This is a genomic window from Aestuariibaculum lutulentum, from assembly GCF_032926325.1.
Taxonomy (GTDB): Bacteria; Bacteroidota; Bacteroidia; order Flavobacteriales; family Flavobacteriaceae; genus Aestuariibaculum; species Aestuariibaculum lutulentum.
This window is the reverse complement of sequence record NZ_CP136709.1, coordinates 910438-929931: the sequence shown is the minus strand read 5'-3', so window position 1 is coordinate 929931 and position 19494 is coordinate 910438. Positions and strand designations below refer to the sequence as shown.

Annotated in this window: 9 protein-coding genes; 2 read left to right on the top strand and 7 right to left on the bottom strand. The window is 37.7% G+C overall.

Annotated features, from left to right (window positions below; all coding sequences use genetic code 11):
- Position 1 precedes the first annotated feature (1 nt).
- Both R1X58_RS03905 and pelA read left to right on the top strand, forming a co-directional pair.
- The gene (locus tag R1X58_RS03905; RefSeq protein ID WP_240572048.1) at positions 2-2158 is read left to right on the top strand and encodes a hypothetical protein; all 2157 of its coding nucleotides are present in this window, start codon (positions 2-4) and stop codon (positions 2156-2158) included.
- A gap of 252 nt (positions 2159-2410) precedes the next feature.
- Complete coding sequence (pelA, locus tag R1X58_RS03900) at positions 2411-4024, top strand: pectate lyase (protein ID WP_240572047.1); 1614 nt, start codon at positions 2411-2413, stop codon at positions 4022-4024.
- A gap of 61 nt (positions 4025-4085) precedes the next feature.
- Here the strand turns inward: pelA and R1X58_RS03895 are convergent, their stop codons facing one another.
- The 7 genes from R1X58_RS03895 to R1X58_RS03865 all read right to left on the bottom strand — a co-directional run bounded on the left by R1X58_RS03895 (position 4086) and on the right by R1X58_RS03865 (position 19477).
- Entirely contained in the window at positions 4086-5942 is a 1857-nt protein-coding gene (locus tag R1X58_RS03895; RefSeq protein WP_240572046.1) for a right-handed parallel beta-helix repeat-containing protein, read from the bottom strand.
- 6 nt (positions 5943-5948) lie between these two features.
- Complete coding sequence (locus R1X58_RS03890; RefSeq protein WP_240572045.1) at positions 5949-11474, bottom strand: pectinesterase family protein; 5526 nt, start codon at positions 11472-11474, stop codon at positions 5949-5951.
- A gap of 284 nt (positions 11475-11758) precedes the next feature.
- A complete protein-coding gene (locus tag R1X58_RS03885; protein WP_240572044.1) occupies positions 11759-12718 on the bottom strand; it encodes an alpha/beta hydrolase in 960 nt (319 codons plus the stop codon).
- Positions 12719-12723: 5 nt separating this feature from the next.
- Positions 12724-15156 carry a glycoside hydrolase family 95 protein gene (locus tag R1X58_RS03880; RefSeq protein ID WP_240572043.1) on the bottom strand — a complete coding sequence of 811 codons (2433 nt, stop codon included), beginning with the start codon at positions 15154-15156 and terminating at the stop codon, positions 12724-12726.
- A gap of 81 nt (positions 15157-15237) precedes the next feature.
- Entirely contained in the window at positions 15238-16146 is a 909-nt protein-coding gene (locus R1X58_RS03875) for an alpha/beta hydrolase (RefSeq protein WP_240572042.1), read from the bottom strand.
- A 5-nt stretch (positions 16147-16151) separates the two neighbouring features.
- The gene (locus tag R1X58_RS03870) at positions 16152-17849 is read right to left on the bottom strand and encodes a glycoside hydrolase family 28 protein (protein WP_240572041.1); all 1698 of its coding nucleotides are present in this window, start codon (positions 17847-17849) and stop codon (positions 16152-16154) included.
- Positions 17849-19477: a glycoside hydrolase family 43 protein gene (locus tag R1X58_RS03865; RefSeq protein WP_240572040.1), complete on the bottom strand. Its 1629-nt coding sequence runs from the start codon at positions 19475-19477 to the stop codon at positions 17849-17851. The genes R1X58_RS03870 and R1X58_RS03865 overlap by 1 nt, the downstream gene beginning before the upstream one ends.
- Positions 19478-19494 lie beyond the last annotated feature (17 nt).

Sequence of the window (19494 nt, the reverse complement as noted above, 5' to 3'; positions counted from 1 at the left end):
AATGAAAAAACGCAACTGGATTTACCTCTTAACTTTTGTTTGCGGAATAATGTGTTCATGTAAAGAAAAAGCGGAGTCTTTAAAAGAAAAAATAGACCGTAAGGCGGTAGTAGCAAGGCATAATGTTAAAATAACCAAAGTAGATACTTTGGGATCTTTAAACGTTGGAAATGGAGAGTTTGCCTTTACGGTAGATGTTACAGGATTGCAGTCTTTTCCAGAATATTATCAAAACGGTGTGCCTTTAGGAACGCAATCAGAGTGGGGGTGGCACACGTTCCCAAATACTGAAAACTATGGGTTTAATGAAACGTTAAAAGGCTACAATTTTAACGGAAATCCGGATGCGCTTTATGCAATCCAAAATAGAGAAGATGAGCGTAAGAATGATGCTGCCGATTATTTCAGAGCAAACCCTCATCGTTTACAGTTAGGGAATGTAGGTCTGGAAATATTAAAGTCTGATGGAACTTTAGCTTTTCCAGAAGATTTAAAAGATATCAATCAGGAGTTGAATTTATGGGAAGGGAAAATTGAGAGCCAGTTTAACATTGAAGGCATTCCGGTTAAAGTGATAACTTATGGTGATTCAGAAAAAGATGCCATTGCTGCTAAAGTAGAGTCTCCTTTGGTTAATGAAGGCAGAATTAAATTGAAATTCAGATTTCCGTATCCAACTAACGAATTTTCCGATCGAGGAACGAATTACGAACATAACGATTTACATGAAACCACAGTAAAAAAAGAGTCTGATAAGAGTTTTACATTTAGCAGAAAGTTAGATAATGATGTCTATTCGGTGCAGGCTTCCTTAAATGCAGAAGGAAGTGTAACTGAGGTGGCTCCCCATTATTTTACCATTCAACCACAAGCTGAAGATAGTTTTGAGGTAGCTGTTGAGTTTAGTTCGGAAGAGCCAAAAGAGACTTTGAATTTTACTGAAGTTGAAACGCATAGTCTTGCGGCTTGGGAGACATTTTGGCAATCGGGTGGTGCGGTTGATTTTTCGGAGTGCACCGATCCAAGAGCTTTTGAAATTGAGCGACGCGTAGTACTTTCACAATATTTAACGCGCTCGCAATGTGCGGGGCATTATCCGGTTCAGGAAACAGGGTTAACCTATAACAGTTGGTTTGGGAAACCACATATGGAAATGTATTGGTGGCACAGTGCGCATTATCCCTTATGGGGAAGAACTGAATTTTTGGAGAAAAGCATAGGCTGGTATTTTGATGCTTATGATAAAGCCAAACTTATTGCTGAACGACAAGGTTATAAAGGCGTGCGTTGGCAAAAAATGACCGATCATAATGCTGATGAAGCGCCGTCTAATGTCGGGTCGTTTTTAATTTGGCAACAGCCGCATGTGATTTATCTTGCTGAGTTGATTTATAGAAATAATCCAACAAATGAAAACTTAGAGAAATATCAAAAATTGATATTTTCTACAGCCGATTTTATGGCGTCGTACCCGAATTACGATAAGGAAAACGACCGCTATATTTTAGGAAAAGGGGTTATTCCTGCTCAGGAATGCTTTAATAAAATGGAAACTTACAATCCACCTTTTGAACTGTCGTATTGGAAGTGGGCTTTAGAAAAAGCACAACAATGGCGTGAACGTTTAGATATGGGAAGAGACCCGGAATGGCAAAAAGTAATTGATAAATTATCGCCATTGGCTCAAAGTGAAGATGTATATCTTGCAGCCGAAAGCGTACCAAATTCCTATTCAGCAACAAGCGAACATACCATCGATCATCCAGCTGTTTTAGGGGCTTTAGGGTTTGTACCGGATACGGGTTTTGTTGATGCTTCGATTATGAATAAAACCTTCGATATGGTTGATGACGTTTGGCACTGGGACCATACCTGGGGTTGGGATTTTCCTCTGGAAGCCATGACAGCAACCAGACTTAACAGACCGGAAGATGCTATAAAAGCGTTGCTGAGAGATGAAGTAACCAATACATATTTGCCGGGTGGACATAATTACCAAACACCAAGATTAACTTTGTATTTGCCTGGCAATGGCGGTGTTCTTTCGGCAGTTGCATTAATGTGTGCTGGTTATGACGGGAATACGGTTGAAAATCCTGGGTTTCCAAAGAACGGGAAATGGAACGTAAAATGGGAGGGGTTACAGCCCATGTTTTAAAATGGATTATTTAATTTAAACGATACACACATGCACTTTATTCGGAGTACGTGTGATTTGTATATAAGAACTATAATTTTGTAAATACAATTGAAGCCCAGGAATTGGTTATACTGATGAAGATTCCAATGGAATTTCTATAACACTTACAGAAAGTTCTAGTTAAAAATTTTTTATTAATTATATTTATTATTTAATATTGTGTAATCGATTGTATTTGATTGTCAACCAAACTAAATAAGCCACATATTAATGAGAAAACTAAAGAGACTATTAGTTTTGTCTTTAGGATTTTTTGCCCTAAACGCATGTAGTAGTGACAGCGAAGCTGTAGATGAGAATAAAACTATTTTTGTAACATCTGTAATAGTTAACGGAAGTGATATTACCGATGGTCAAGCTAAACAATTTACCACCGTTGTTTTACCCAACAATGCTACCAACAGAACGGTAACCTGGTCAGTATCTGATGAATCTATCGCTTTAATTTCTGACAATGGTATTTTAACACCACTTGACAATGGTACAGTTCAGATTACTGCTACAGCCAATGATGATTCTGGCTTATCTGCACAAAAAACGGTTAAAATTTCGGGCGTAGCTGGTCCGGTTGTATTAGTTGAAAGCATTAGCATTTCAGGTAGTGATATTACCGATGGTCAGGCAAAACAATTTTCCGTTACTGTATTACCAAATGACGCAACTAATAAAGTTGTTGTCTGGTCTGTTTCCGACACTTCAATGGCTGAAATTAATATAGAAGGGCTTCTTACGCCTAAAAAAAACGGAACGGTTAATGTAATAGCTACAGCCATTGATGGTAGTGGTATTAAAGGAGAACTAAATGTAAATATTTCTGGAGTTTCAATAAAAATAGCAAAAGCTGAAAATGTCCTGTTATTTCAACGTAATAATGGAGGATGGCCAAAATACCATAATGATTTTTCTGGATATGATAGAGAACAAACGTCTGCGGATTTAACAGAAGCATCTAAGAAAGACAAAGTAGATACAACCATTGATAATAACCATACGATAGGCGAAATAAGAATATTATTAAATGCTTACCAAGCCTCTGCTAATAACGACTATTTGGAAGCTGCAGTAAGAGGTATTGATTGGGTTTTTGAGGCGCAATATGAGAACGGTGGATGGCCTCAGGTTTATCCGTTAGAATCAGGGTATAGTAGATATATTACCTATAATGACAATGCTATGGGTAATGTAATGAATTTAATGCGTGATATCTTCCTAGAGCAAAATAATCTGGATTTAATCGATAATAGTTACATCAGTAAAGCACAAACCGCTTTCGATAAAGGTATTGATGTTATTTTACAAAGTCAGGTGGTTATAAACGGAATAAAAACGGCATGGTGCGCCCAACATGATGCGGTGACCCTAAAACCAAAGATGGCGAGATCTTATGAATTGGCATCAAATAGCGGGTCGGAGTCTGTTGGCGTTGTAAAATTACTTATGACTTTAGAAAGTCCATCAGCGGAAGTTATTAACGCCATCAATGGTGCGGTAGCCTGGTTTGAATCAGTTAAAATTGTTGGTTATGCTTTACAGGATGTAAATGGCGATAAAGTTTTAGTTGAATCTCCGGGAAACGTGATGTGGGCAAGATTCTACACCTTAGATGATTACACAGGAGATCAGTATGAATCCATGTTTAATGCATTCAATCCTAACGAGCCATTTTTCTGCAGTAGAGATACGGATCCTCAAGGAGGTGGCCCAAGAAAAACAATCGCTGAGATATCATATGAAAGAAGGAATGGTTATGCCTGGTATGGTACCTGGGCAAAAAATTTAATAAGTACAGAATATAGTGCTTGGAAAGCGAAGCACGGTATTTAAGTTTTGTTTGAGTTAGTCAAAAAAAAAAGTCGCTTTGTAAAAAGCGACTTTTTTATAAAAATTACTTTTCAAAGGCACCTATATCAGGAGCAGTACCTGTAAAATCTAATCCAACATTTACTCCGGCGTCAATTAAATCACTTCCGGTAGTAAGTTTCATAAAGTCCATATTTGGTAAACTTCCATCGGCATTTCTAGCTGTCGATAATAGGTCCATATTAAGACTAACAAAATCTGATGCATCGGTGGTGATACCATTTTGCCAACTGTTGTTTGTAATGTCTGTTGTTGTTGCATTCAGGCTATCGCCATTGGTACCATCTAAACTTACTGTGTTTTTTATGGTTAAGGAATTTGCAATATTAGTGCTGCTGAAACTTATATTTCTACCATTACTGTAAGCAGAGCAGTTGTAAAGCGTGATATCTCCTCTGTTACTATTATGGTCGAATCCGTCTACAACATTACCTGCGGCTATACAGTTTTTGTAGATAGCATTATGTTTTAGTAATTTATCATCACTACCTCCGGTTTTAAAACCGTTACCATCTCCAGCTCCAACAGAACCGTCTTTTAATATACCATTTTTAAATGCCCAACAGTTGGTGTAGGTAGTTGTTATATTATCGTTTCCTCTTAGGTAACCATCCCAACCATCGTCAAGATTTTGCCAAGCACGACATCCTATAAATTTATTAGCTGTTCCTGCATCTAATTTACAGGCAAAACCATCAGCATTTTCTAATGTAGAATCGGCGTTGTAGAATGAATCACAATTTAATATGGTGTTGTTTGAAGCACCGTTACCTAATTGTAATCCTGTATCCGAGTTTTCACTGAATGTACAGAATTCAATTAGGTTATTATTGCCTTCAATATACATACCGTTGTCTCCTGCTTTGTAAACATCTATACCATAAATGTACCAGAAAGATCCACTAAGTTGTATACCTCGGTTTGAAGAGCTTTCAGTCATTGCCGAAAAATCAAATTTGGGTCTGGTTACATCGTCAGGATGTGCTAATAAAGAAATTTCATTACCATAGCTTCCGCTATTTGTTAACTCAATTGTCGAACTGAAAGCGTAATCCCCTCCGTGAACATAAATTTTTTGTCCCGGTGCAGCAATAGCTACAGCATCAAGTAGTTCCTGTGCTGTACTTACAATAGTTCCTTCTAAGGCATTCGAATCGGCATCACCTGTTTTAAAGGTGTAGGTGGTGCTTATTGAAGTGTTAATACCATCGCTTACTTCAATATGCCAATAGTAAACTTTATCTTGTTCAACGTCGATTTCTATTGAAGTTTCTGTAATGTCTTTCCAGGCTTCAAGGGGTTCTTGTTTTCCATCAACGGTATCAGCATATACTGTAAAGGTTAAGTCATCACCATCGGTATCGGTGGTCGGACTTTCCCATGTAAGAGTAACTTTTCCATCTTCCGGTTTAACAGTAGCGCCTGAAAGCGGACTAACCAGTGTAGCAGGGATTGGCACGTTGTTTTCTTCTCCATCGGCAGCTAAATAGAATTTCCAAACTTCAGATTCAGTAACTTTATTTCCTGAATTTCTTGAGGTTACTTGCCAAACGTATGGGTACCCCCTTAACAGTTTAACTGTTGTTGAGGTTTCGGTTAAACCAATATTAAGAGTTGTATTACGTGTAATTAAATTGGTGATGGTAAGATTGTACTTTTCTGTATCGCTTGCCGGTTCCCAACTAAAGGTTACATCAGCTTTATCGTCAATAATATCACCAACTTCACATTCCTGATTGTTTAAAGGAAGTGATAATGCTGCTTCTCCAGGGGTACTTGTATAGGTTTTGCTAACCTCATCATCAGAACAGGAGGTTAGTAAACCAATGGTTGTTAAAACCATTAATATTTTAAAACTAAATATATTTTTTATGCTTTTCATCGTTGATTATTCTTTAATGATTTTAACTGATTTTTTAACGGTTTTACCATCTAAAGACAGAAGGTATGATCCTGATTTCATCATCGAAATATTAAGTTCTATAACTCTGTTTGAAGGGATGCTTTCAGATTTAGAAAGAAGATTTCTTCCGGTAATATCAAACAATCCAACATTTACCGAGTCGTCTGTTCCTCCTACATAAATTTGAATATAACCACGTGTAGGGTTAGGATATGCCGAAATGCTTTCTGAAACGAATATTTGTTCGAAGAATTTTCCTTGACAAACTTCATCTGTTGTTACAGCAACGGTATTGGTTCCTGAAGTAAGTTCAAGAACAATTTCAGATTTACTGGTTGATGTTGTTTTTCCATTATGTTCGATATGGTATACAGAGGCTCCGGACATCGTTAAAGTGATTGTGTTATTATCATGGTTAACGACTGAATAGGTGGTGAGTGGCTCCGGACCATTAAGGGTTACGTTGAAACATTGCTCGTAATCGTCTATACCTTCTATGGTTATACAAATTGTGTATGTTCCGCTTCCTAATTCAGAAACTCGTTGTGCAAAATCGTTAGAAGATGAAAGTGTCATAGTATAGTTTGCACTTCCGGTTATATTAACATTATAAGTGTAGTTGGTATTAGCTGCACTAACACTTATAGAACCGTTATTTCCACCATTACAGGTTGAAGCCGTAGTAACAATGCTATAATTATCGGCAGGAAGTTCAAAGACTTCACAACCAAAGACATCGATGTTAGCCCCTTCAGTTGAATTAGGACAGTTATCTTCGCTATCTACTAAACCATCACCGTCGCTATCGTCGCAAACATCGCCAATACCATCGTTATCCATGTCAGCTTGATCAGGATTGTAGGTGTCTATACAGTTATCAACAGCGTCGGCAACACCGTCGTTATCGCTATCTTCATTTTCAATTAACGTCGGGATTGGGTCCCAGTCATCATTTCCTTTGGTAAAATTAAAAGTTGTGATTTCGGTACCGTCGGTTAAAGTAGAGGAGCTTAAAATTGTAGACCATGATGCGCGATTAGCACTGTTGTCTTCTCCAGATTTTTCAATGCTTCCGTATTCGTACATTAAAGCCGATTCGCCTCCTAAAGTATTTCTCCAGCCTTCAGCATCAATTAAAGATTTTCCCTCGAAGCCATTAAAAGTTGAGACATCGATATTGGTTTTATAAAAAACAACTTCACTGGTGGTGGCTTGCCAAGGTCTTCCAAAGTATCCTGGTTTCGCACCTTGTGAAGAAGCCGTATTTATGCCCGGAATGGTTGAAATGACGTTGCATTCGTACATTAAGAACCCTCTTCCGCTTCCTTGTTGAGCAGCAGTAATGTATGCGGCGTCGCTACTCACATCACTTGTGTTTAATACAAAATCTGATTGGTAGAATACAGCAGTCATTCCTCCAAAAATGTAATCTACTGCACCCATGTATGCGCCTTTGTAAGCTACAACACGTGAATTGGAGCCACCATAGAAAGAATCTTGTCTTCCAACAATGCGACATTTGTTTAAAATAACTTGGTCGGCACCATTAGCAATACCTATGGCTGCAGCGCGTTCAACAAAACTGCGATCCTGAACATTAGTATTACCGTAATCCGTTGGTCTAACACCTTTGTTTCCGTTGCCTAATTCAACGATATCTTCTGATTCTTTTTTAGAAATATATTGGTTAAAGGAGTTTTCAATAATAATATCTTCAGCAATAAATCCTGTACTTTTTACAACTAAAGTTGCATTCCAGTATGATGCATTGGTGGTTCCTGAAACATTAGTGTATAACTGGTAACCATTTTCTTTGTTAACAGCTAAAGCTTCAGCATTCCATTTATTATCGGTTCCTTGACTAAAGTAGTTGTATCCATAACCGTAATACGATGTGATTCTAACCGCATTGTCATCGATATCAACACCTTTGTTTTTTAGTGCAATACTTGGTTCAGGTGAAGCGTTTTTAAGGGAGATATTTGGATTATCTATAACCACCATTTCTTCGTAATTTCCTGCATCTATTAATACGGTAACACGTTCGTTATTCGGACGATCCATTCTGGCAATGGCATTAAGTGCACCATTAATAGTTTGGTAATCTTTATCAACTCCAACTCGTAATTCTGGATTGTAATCTACAACTGGTACAACCTGAATGTTGGTGATGTAGGTCGTAGCTAAAATTGCGATAGTTGCCGTTCCTGCTGAGGTTCCTGTATATTTATATTCTACAGATTCAAACTGAGAGGTGCTGCCACTACTTGTTGTAATAGCGGTTCCGCCATCAATAGAGAAGTTAGCTGCATAATAATAGGTTACAATCATTTTTTCACCAAATTGAAGAGGCACGTTAATTTCTCCTCCGGCCGTACATGATAAATGCCCTTTTGCCCTTTCATTTTTTATTGTGCCCGCTGTTCCAGTAAACGATAACCCTTTATAAAATAAAGTACTTGTAGTGATGTCCGCATCGTTAAAAGGCCAGTTGCTAACTGGGTTAAATGTTAATGTCTTGGTTTGAGCGGCATCATTAATTTCTAAGTTAGAGGTTAATGCAAGCTCTATAGGGTATTCATCTAATCCTGAAGTTGAAATGGCATACACACCGTTTCTTAAAGTTACTGTGCTCACATCATTAAATGTATAACTGTAACCAGTTTCGTTTAAGTTTTCAAAAGATATGGAAAGTTTAGATTTTTGGTCGGCATCTAAACCAGGCGTTTCTACGGTAACGGCATAGGTTGGTTTGGCCTCAAAAGCAATGTCTTGGGCTGAATCACTTGCAGGAATGGTGACTGTGTTTAAAGGAATAAAATAGTCATTAACGCCTTCAGCAGTAATCGTGTATTCTAAATTAGCTTCAAGTTGTACAGTGTAGGTAGCTGCATTGGTATCAATATTTACTTGAGGAGTAAAAACAGTATTAGCATTTGGGTCTGGTGTAAATGTTAGATTAAGACTAGTTATGTTTGAATCTAAACCAGTGATTGCTCCGGTTACGTTATATAAATCTACTTTTTGAATTGAAATATTGTATGCGGTTGTAGATTCATCAATACTTAAACTCGTGCCATTAGAAATAATGTAGCCGTTGGCATTAGCTAAACTCATCTCGTACGTGTATCCTACAGGTAAATCAAGCTGATAATTGCCATTGTTTACCAACGTTTCCCAGGTTTTTCCTGCCTCGTTAGTGAATAGAATGCTATAGCCAGAAGGAATATCGGTCGCCATTGAAGTGTCTACGGCACCCGATAGAGATAAGTAAGTAGCATCTTTACGAACAATATGATAATAGCTTGGTTTATCTGCTGAATCATAAATATGATAGGTTCCTGCAGCTTTAGCAACAAAGTTGATTTCTGTAAGTGTTCCTGGTAAGTCAACAATGTCATTTTGGGCAGACGGATCCGGAACATATTCAAAATGAAGTTTTCCACTTCCATTTTGTGATAAGCCCCAAATAGTAAGTTCGTCGTCTTCGCTAAGTGCTATACTTAAATAGCGACCCGTAGCACCTGTGGCATTAACGTAAATTCTTCCAGTGTATTCACTAACTCCAGATAAGTTTTCATCGTATCGACTTAAGTTGGTATTAGAGGTTCTTAATCGGTCCGATGAGCCGCCTACCCAACTGAGTACACCAGCTGTAAAAGATGGTAATGTTACACCAGCTGTTCCTGGATTAATGGAAGCATCATACCAGGCATTAATAGCGTCTTCGGTAAGTTTGTTGTTGTATTGTGAGTCATCAAGCTGTACGGCTCCAAAATCCCATACATCCGGTAATCCGTTTGAAGGATTGATAGCGGCTGCATTTTCAATAGTTAAACCATGAAGATAGATTTCGGCAGTTGGAAAGTTTGTACTTTTTAAAGTTGCAGTAATTTTTCCAGCTGGTCCTGTATATGAAAAACTCGAGGCAAAAGCATCAGAAATGCCTATGTTTTGGGCGGCAATACTACCTAAAACATTGGAGTCTGCGTCGGTAAATTCAAAAACAGCATCAGTGGCACTTCCGTAGATATCAACAATAAAGCTAATGGTAGCATTACCTGCCACAACCATATCGAATGAATTCCCCGGAAAAGCAACCAATCCATGTGTGGCATCATGAAATCCGAATTTAGAACTTTCGGTAGTTGTATTACTGTTAATGGTAACAATACCGTCGCTGGTTACAAACGTAGAGTACCGTAGAGACGAATATGAAGTTTGCGGTATTTCAGACCCATCTGCAAAATTATATGTGTATAATGTGCCAGGCTCGGCTGTAACAGAAGAACTGTTATCTGATATTGTTATCTGGAATGACGTTGGGTTGCTGGCTTGGTCTGTAAAATTCAGAGTTAAAATATCACCTGAAATAGTAGCTGATGCAATATCTCCTGTAACAGCAGGAGTATATGATGAAAGTTCCTGACCAGCCAGATTGATTAATACAGAAGCAGCTTCGTTTGTAGCACTAATAACGGTACCCTCATTTAACGTAATAGTGGCATTACTACCATCATCTATACCAGAGGTAAAGCCAATTTCAGTCCCATTAATAGTTACGGTTCCTGATTTTTGTACCCATGGTGTTAATGAGACTTCATAAGGTACAGGAGAAATTTCTATATAAGGAAGATAGCTTGTACTTCCTGTATTTGTTAATGTTACAGTACCCGCAGTGCCCACGTAAAGAAAGTCTACCCATGGCCCTCCATCTGCTCCTTGTGGGTAAGTTGTTGCGGTTTGATGAGGTTGTGACGATATGTCGAAAGTTCCTGTGCTACTGGTAGCGGTTATAGTTCCTCCTGAATATTGATCTCCTGCTAATCTGATATAACTGTTTCCAGAAACTTGTAAAGTAATCATATTACCATCTTTAAATTGAATGCCGTGTTGCGTACCATGATATGCATATGCGTTGCAGCAGCCAGCATCAATTTTAAATAAGCCTAATTCATATACATTACCAGGGTAGGTGCTCGGTATGATACTTTCATCTCTTAAATCGAATTTATAAGCGATGTTTTTTTCGGCAGTAGGGAAGTCCTTGCCAAGTTGTACAGGAATCACTTCAATACTTGGTAAATACGTGTCGTTACCGGTCCCTGCAATTGTCTTGAAATTTAAGGTTGCAGCTGGGCCAGAATAAACAAAATCATAGGTGTCTGATTTGTCATTAACAACTTTTGTGACTTGTTCACCTAAGTCTCCTGTTGTAACGGCTGTTCCTACCATATTTAGGCCTGAATATTGAGAGCCCAAAAAGCGAATGGTGCAACTGCCATCAACATTAATGCTAATCTCGTTACCTAATTTTAGATCCAATCCGTAGGAGGTGCCATGATAAATATAAGTACCACCTAAAGTAAGCTTTCCATCAGCACTTGTTTGGTTGGTTATTATAGTTCCATCAGTGAAGTCGTAAGTGACGGAGTTTGTAATTTGCCCATGAGCCATAAAGGCAGCACAAAGCAATGAAATAACAAAAATAAAGGATAGTTTTTGTTTCATGTCTCATTTAGTTTAGTTGTGGTTTGTTGGTGAAAATTAATTTAGTTCGTCAATTAAGTAAGAATGGTCTTGTTAAGATATAGGAGAGTGCCTTGCATCTTCTACATATTAAATTGATATAAGAAATTCTAAAACTGTAATCGATTGCATAAATGTATGAAAAAATATGGTTTTAACAAATTTTAAATTCTGCTTTTTGTCAGGATTGAATAGATTAAGAGGTTCGTTTTTAGGTTGTTAATTTAATACAACGATCTCTTGAGTTGATTCAAGTATAAACTGAATTAGTTCAAAACTTTATTCAAGAAATTAACGGTATAGTTGAGTGCGGTTTCAAACCAAGGGTTTACCAACCAAAAGGAGTGGGGACTGCCTGGTAAGGTATGGGTTTCGTTATAAATATTATGCTGGTTCAGGATATGAAGCATATCGTCTCTTCCAGCGTGAAATCTAGGATGTGAACTGTTTATAAAAAGTGTAGGAGGGGTGTTCTTTCCAATATATTCTAAAGGAGAGGCTTCTTTCCAAAGGTTGAAATTTTCATCTTTTTCACCATTTAACCAAATACCAGCCATGGAGTGTTTTCCGGGTTTTGATTCGGCGGCAGCTTCAGGATGAATAAATGACACAACACCATCGATATTCACAATAGCCTGTACTTCATTTGAAATTTTAGAATTTGAATGATACAATGAAGCATTGGGCGTCACACCAATAAGCGTTGCTAGCTGTGCCCCAGCTGATGTTCCTAGAACTACAATTTTATCAGGGTTAATGTGATACTTTTTTGCATGTTTTTTAACCCATATAATGGCATCTTTTAAATCATTAACAGCTGCAGGATAAGGAGCTTCAAAACCTAAACGGTAGCTTACGGGAATACCAACATAACCATTTAAAGTCAGGTGCTGCCCCATAATACGCTGATTTTCCTTACTGCCTACCAGCCAGCCACCACCGTGAATGAGTAAAACAGCCGGATAGGTTTCTTTTTTATTATTAGATTTTGGTCTGTATACATCCAGCTTTAATTTTGAAGTCTCTGTTTTTTTATAGGTTACATTTTCACAATAAACGACATCGTTAGAAATCAAAGGCGTTATTGGTGTAATATCCGGATAATCCTTTTTTAGTTTTACAAATGTATTCTCTATGTTGTATGGTTTATAATCCTCTTTTTTTTGAGCCATTGAATTAAATACAACCAAAAGAAATAAGATGCTAAATAAAACAGAAGACTTCATCCGATTTAATTTTTAATATGAAACTCGTACACTTTTCCTTTTTTAGTTGGAATATCATACATGTGATATGTAGCTAATTCCAATGGCTTTATTTCGGCTTCCTCAGAAATTAAAGGCTGCTTAATATATGGTGTCTGGTAGAACGAATTCGGGTTTTCACCAGTAGCGATAGTTAATTCATTACCATCATCATTCACCAGAGTTTCAGTGGTTCTTAATCTTAGATTACCTCCTAATGTAGATGTGATTTTAACCGATTCTACACGATTAGCATTCCAGGTCAAATCGACTTCAAATCCGCCTCTTGCTTTCAAACCTTTTGCGTGGCCTTCACTCCAGTTATCAGGTAGTGCAGGTAACAGGTGTAATGCTTCATCGTGCGATTGGATAAGCATTTCTGCAATTCCGGCGGTGCAACCAAAGTTTCCATCAATTTGAAATGGAGGATGCGCATCAAAAAGATTTGGGTATGTGCCTCCTGATTCCGTACCATCTTCCACCAAAGTAAGCTGCGTTTTAATGAGTTGGTAAGCGCGGTTTCCGTTAAGCATACGCGCCCAAAAATTCACTTTCCAACCCATAGACCATCCCGTTGAAATATCCCCTCTAAACTCTAAAGTTTGTTCGGCGGCTTTAAATAAATCTGGATTTTTAAATGGCGAGATTTGAGCAGAAGGGTGCAGGCCATATAGATGCGAAATGTGACGGTGTTTATCTCCAGGTCTATCCCAGTCTTTTATCCATTCCTGTAACTGTCCGTATTTGCCAATTTGCATAGGAGGTAGTTGCGCTTTCATAACTTTAAGCGAATCTGTAAATTCGGAATCAATTTCTAATACTTCCGAAGCTTTTATAGTATTATTAAACACATCAAAAACCAACTGATTATCCATAGTGGTCCCATAGGTAATGCCGACACCTCCCATGTATTTGTTTTCAGGAGACATAGATGGTGCAACCACTAACCAGTCATTTTCCGGTTCGCGTTGTAATACATCTACATAAAATTGGGCATTCGATTTTAAAATTGGATAGTATTTTTCCAAAAACTTTTTATCGCCTGTAAATAAATAATGTTGCCATAAATGCTGACTTAACCAAGCGCCTCCCATTGGCCAAAAACCATAAAATCCGCCATCAATCATGCCCGTTACACGCCAGATATCTGTATTGTGGTGCATATTCCAACCTTTAGCATGATACATTTTTTGAGCACTTTCCTGTCCGGTAACGGCTAAATCTTCTAACATGGAGAATAGAGGTTCATGGAGCTCAGACAAGTTGGTTACTTCGGCGGGCCAATAGTTCATTTCAGTATTAATATTAACCGTGTATTTGCTGTCCCATGGGGGAGACAAACGGTCGTTCCAGATACCCTGTAAGTTTGCAGGTTGTCCACCTGGTCTTGAACTTGAAATTAAAAGGTAGCGTCCAAATTGGAAATATAGAGAGACTAATGACAAATCTTCCTGTGTGGCAAATTGTTCAAGACGTTTGTTTGTCGGAATAGAATCGTTAACCTGTTCGCTTAATTTAAGTGATACACGATGAAACAGATTCTGATAATCTTCAATATGATCTTCCTTCAAGTCTTTGAAGCTTTTCTTTGTGCTTTTTTCTAAGTAGTTGTTAGCTATTTTATCTGGAAGATTGCTAAGGTCTTTATAGTTTTTAAAGTTTGTTCCGATGCTTACTAATAAAGTTACTTCATCTGCATTTTTAATGCTTAATGTGTTTTCGTTGGTAATAAGATCGCCTCCCGTAAGTTTAGGATAAACCAAAGTAGAGAACTTTATTTTTCCCGTTTTATTTTCGTAATCACCTCCCGTTCCGGTTAATTTTAAAGCGCCATTTTCAGTTTTTACAATATGTGTGTTTTGAGGAGAATTTAAACCTAAACTAAAGTTTAGTTGTTTTGGCTTATCGGCGGTTAAGTGAATAACCATAACCTGGTCAGGAAAAGACACAAAGTACTCTCTTTTAAAGTTTACGCCATTAGAGGTGTAACTTACTGAGGAAACAGCATTTTCAATATCTAAATCTCGTCTGTAGTTTGTTGGGTTATTTAGATTGTTAAACGTGATGTTTAAATTACCAACGGTTTGATAAGGAACACCATAATTATTGTCCTCTGGAGTGCTTTTTGGAAATACTTCAAGCGCGGATTCTTGAGCTTCTTCATATTTACCGTCAAAAAGTAACTTTCTAATGTTTTCAACATCCTGATAGTAATCTTTCGTTATGTTATTTCCGGGTTCTCCGGCCCAAACCGTTTCTTCATTAAGTTTTATTCTATCGTTTTCAATACCACCAAATAGCATACCGCCAATTCTACCATTTCCAATAGGTAAAGCTTCATTCCAATTGTTTGCCGGCTTGTCGTACCAAAGTATATTTTCCGACGGTTTAGTAATCGCTACTTCAGTATTACAAGACATAAAACAGGAAAAGGTTAATAAACCTATACATGTTTTAAAAATGTAGTTTTTAGCTATAGTCATCATCGTTTAGTGTTGTTGTTATTTTATAAATTCCATTTCTTTCAACCATTTGGTTGAAATGGTTTTCCATTCATCGGTTAAGTCCGAGGCGTTATAAATGCCAATACTATGGCCGCCTTTCGGAAAAATATGAAGGGAGCCTTTTACATTGTTTTTTAACATGGCCTGGTAAAACAGAATGCTATTCATAGGGTTTACGGCTTCATCGTTTTGGGCGTGAAATAAAATGGTTGGCGGTGTGTTAGCTGTAACCTGATGCTCGTTAGAATAATAATGAATGTTTATCCATGTGCAGTGTTTTCCTAAAAAATTGGTTTTACTACCTTCATGAGTATAGGTCTCTAAACTGATAACCGGAGAGACTAATACCATAAAATTAGGAATAAATCTTTCGTTATCCATGTCGTCGCCAATTGCGGAGAAATCGGTAATGTGTGTCGCAATGGTTGAAGCCAAATGACCTCCAGCCGAAGATCCAAAAATGCCCACCTTATTAGAATCTAAATTCCATTCTTTGGCATTATGACGAATGATTTTCATGGCGCGTTGAGCATCCTGTACAGGACCTTGTTCACTAACAATTAAGTCCGGCGAATTTGGTAAGCGGTACAATAAAACAAAAGCCGTAATACCTTGTGTATTATACCATTTCGCTAGCTGTATACCTCCAAGATTATAAGTTAATTTTTGATAGCCACCAGATGGCAGAATTAAAACACTAGTACCGTTTTGTTCTTCCTTTGGCGGGAAAAACATGAGAAGTTTAGGTTCTGAAACCTGAGTAATGCGTTCACGTTCTTCTATGTGTTCTAAGGTTAATCCTTTAGAATTGGGCATTTTGCCTTTTGGCCATAAATTCATGCTTTCCTGTGCATAAATCATACAACTCGTTAATAAAACACAGTAAAAAAACATTCTTTTTTTCATTTCAATTATTTTAGTTTTACAGCTTTTTTATCTACTTCTTTCCCTTGAATTATTTGCTGTACTGGGTTTGATATATTGTTTTTGTTAAACTGAATTTTTTCAGTTTTATTACCTAATATTTTTATGTTAGACTGGCTTTCTGAAAACGACAAACCTTCCACATTTATATTTTTACTGTTGTAGATGGTTAGTGCGTAATCTTTTGATGCTTTTACAGTAACATTTTTTAAATTGATACCGTCTGAGTCTATGGCAGTAATCCCCTTTTTAGTTTCGAAAACAGCGTTTTCAATCGATACATTTTTAAGATTCATTTCAGGTAATCCCATAAAAAATACGGCAGTTTCAGAATCTGAAACCTTAATGTTTTTCATGAATATATTTCTGAACGAAGGTGTTTCTTCGGTTACAGGAACCAGGGTTTCATCGCGTTTTTCATCGTCGGCATTCTGGTCTTCTTCAAGAACAGGAGAGTTGCCGCCATAAAACATGTTGAAGCGGATGGCTTCTGTTGGAATATGCATCATATCGATATTGGAAATATAAATGTTTTCCACAATACCACCACGACCACGTGTGCTTTTAAAACGCAGCCCAACATCGGTTCCTAAAAAAGTACAATAAGACACATGAACATTTTTTACACCGCCAGACATTTCACTTCCAATAACAAATCCGCCGTGTGCGTGATACACCACATTGTTTTTAACAATAACATTTTCGGTTGGTATGCCACGGTCGCGCCCATCTTTATCTTTACCTGATTTAAAGCAAATAGCATCGTCGCCAACATCAAAAGTATTATTGTAAATTAACACATTCTTGCACGATTCTAAATCTAAACCATCTCCGTTTTGGGAATACCAAGGGTTTCTAACCTTTAGGTTTCTAATAATTAAATCTTCGCTCATTAACGGATGAATATTCCATACAGGTGAATTTTGAAACGTTGGTCCGTCAAGAAGGATACGTTTACTATTTACTAAACTTACCATTACAGGACGTAAATAATCTTTAATAGATTGAAATTCGGCATCGTTGATTAAATCCGGAACATTAAAGTTTGTAGTCCCCTCATAACCTTTTCGAGCGCCTTCCGAAGGAAACCAAATACGTTTGTCTTTTGAAAGCACACCACCAGAATTCACAAGTTTTTTCCATTGGCTTTCGGTCATTTTTGAAGCTTTAACCGGGCGCCAGGCATCTCCACTTCCGTCAATAATACCTTCGCCAGTAATGGCAATATTTTCAACATTATTTGCGGTGATAGGGGAGATGCATCTTACCGTTTCAAGGCCTTCAAAACTCGTTTTTACAAGTGGGAAATCGTCGAAATTTTTGCTAAAAACAATTACGGCTCCGGTTTCTAAATGCAAGTTAACGTTACTTTTAAAAATAATAGGTCCTGTAAGCCAAATACCTCGTGGTACAATTACCGAACCTCCTCCGTTGTTATTAACTGTACTTATAGCTTCTTCAAAAGCTTTGGTGTTTTTTGTAATCCCATCATTAACAGCTCCGAAATTAGCGATGTTAACACTGTAATCTGGAAATTGAGTTGTTTTTACTTTTGGCATATTAAATTCTATGCCGTTGTAAATGTTTTGCTCTGTAATTGTATTGGCCTGTTGTGCTTTTAAAAGGGAAGCACAAAAAAGGGTTAAACAAATTAACCCTTTTTTAGTTATTGATAAGTTTATCATTATTTGGTAATATTGAAATAATCGACATCGGCATAACCACCGCGTTTTGCTTCTTGCGTACTTATACTAAACAGACCTACTTTTGCGCCTATCCATTTACCTTCTCTAGCCTTAAAAGGCTTGCCAATTTTTTTGAATTTCTTACCATTTTCAGAATAGTAAAACTGGCATGTACTATCTGGTCCTGATACTTCAACTTTAAAATAGGCGTAATTGGATTTGATACGGTTTTGGTCGTTAACCTTTTCCTCACTGCCTTTAACCGCATTGATAGCTTCAGTTTGTTTTATGAAAAATCCTTTTTCGTCGTGAGAAATGCTAAGGGTAGCATAATCCATTCCCATAACAATTAAACCAGCCGTTTTTCCGCTTTCGGCTTCTTCGGGGTGCAGTGTAATTTTAGTTTCAGCTGAAAAATCGGGAGCAGGAAATTTTTGAAGTAACAGGTTTGGAACCATCCATAAATTTGGTTCGTTTTCAGGGACTTTAATAGAGAACAACCTTAAGTAGTCGTTACCAGGTAATTTAGCATGCCAAACCACATTATTGTTCGCACTCCATTGCCATTGCAAACCAATATTAAAGCCAGTAAAATCATCGGTTTCCACAGGGGTTTCAATAGGGTAGGTTTTGCCAACGTTTGGTTTTTTATAAGACATTACCGGTTCGCCAATACCATTACCGTCTAAGTCTTTCCCCATAACCGGCCAGTCGTTTTCCCAAGTCATAGGTTGCAGGTGAACAATTCGACCTACAGGGCCAACATCCTGAAAGTGGTAAAACCAGGATTCTCCATCAGGCGTATCAACCCATGCACCTTGATGCGGGCCGTTAATCTCAGTTTTTCCTTGTTCTAAAACTACTTTTTCCTCGTAAGGGCCATAAATGTTTTTCGAGCGTAGCACCAATTGCCATCCCGTAGCTACACCACCAGCTGGAGCAAAAATATAATAATAGCCGTTGCGTTTATAAAATTTAGATCCTTCTACGGTGTCATGGTTTTCATGACCATCGAACACATGAATACCAGGATCCAGTACTTTTGTACCTTCAGGATTCATTTTGTTAACGGATAACAAACTTTTCACTCCGGCACGACTTCCCGCGTAAGCGTGAACCAAATAGGCATCACCATTATCATCGAAAAGCGGACAGGCATCAATTAAACCTTTGCCTTCCATAACCAGCACAGGGTCGTGCCATTTGCCATACGGATCTTTGGTTTTAACCATGTAAATTCCGAAATCGGGGTCGCCCCAATAGATATAAATTTCACCTTTATGATAGCGAATAGAAGGCGCCCAAACACCATTGCCATGTTGCGGAATGCTGAAGGTGTCCAGTGGTACTTGCAGTGGTAAAGCATGGTTTATTAATTTCCAGTTTACCATGTCTTTGGAATGCAAAATTGGTAAACCCGGCGTGGCGTTAAAGCTGGAGGCGGTCATAAAATAATCGTCTCCAACTCTTACCACATCCGGATCTGAATAATCAGAATATATTATTGGATTTTTATAAGTACCATCGCCATTATCGGCAACCCAGACCTGAGAAACGTAAGGTTTTTCGGTTTGTGCTAACAGTAGCGATGCCCAAAATAAAGAAACTGCTATTATGGGTAGTTTCATTAAAATTAGTTTAGGTT

What these genes read in the sequence shown, in the direction of transcription:
- R1X58_RS03905 (WP_240572048.1), top strand. Translation starts at nt 2, where the DNA reads ATGAAAAAACGCAACTGGATTTACCTCTTAACTTTTGTTTGCGGAATA.
- pelA (WP_240572047.1), top strand. Translation starts at nt 2,411, where the DNA reads ATGAGAAAACTAAAGAGACTATTAGTTTTGTCTTTAGGATTTTTTGCC.
- R1X58_RS03895 (WP_240572046.1), bottom strand. Translation starts at nt 5,942, where the DNA reads ATGAAAAGCATAAAAAATATATTTAGTTTTAAAATATTAATGGTTTTA.
- R1X58_RS03890 (WP_240572045.1), bottom strand. Translation starts at nt 11,474, where the DNA reads ATGAAACAAAAACTATCCTTTATTTTTGTTATTTCATTGCTTTGTGCT.
- R1X58_RS03885 (WP_240572044.1), bottom strand. Translation starts at nt 12,718, where the DNA reads ATGAAGTCTTCTGTTTTATTTAGCATCTTATTTCTTTTGGTTGTATTT.
- R1X58_RS03880 (WP_240572043.1), bottom strand. Translation starts at nt 15,156, where the DNA reads ATGTCTTGTAATACTGAAGTAGCGATTACTAAACCGTCGGAAAATATA.
- R1X58_RS03875 (WP_240572042.1), bottom strand. Translation starts at nt 16,146, where the DNA reads ATGAAAAAAAGAATGTTTTTTTACTGTGTTTTATTAACGAGTTGTATG.
- R1X58_RS03870 (WP_240572041.1), bottom strand. Translation starts at nt 17,849, where the DNA reads ATGATAAACTTATCAATAACTAAAAAAGGGTTAATTTGTTTAACCCTT.
- R1X58_RS03865 (WP_240572040.1), bottom strand. Translation starts at nt 19,477, where the DNA reads ATGAAACTACCCATAATAGCAGTTTCTTTATTTTGGGCATCGCTACTG.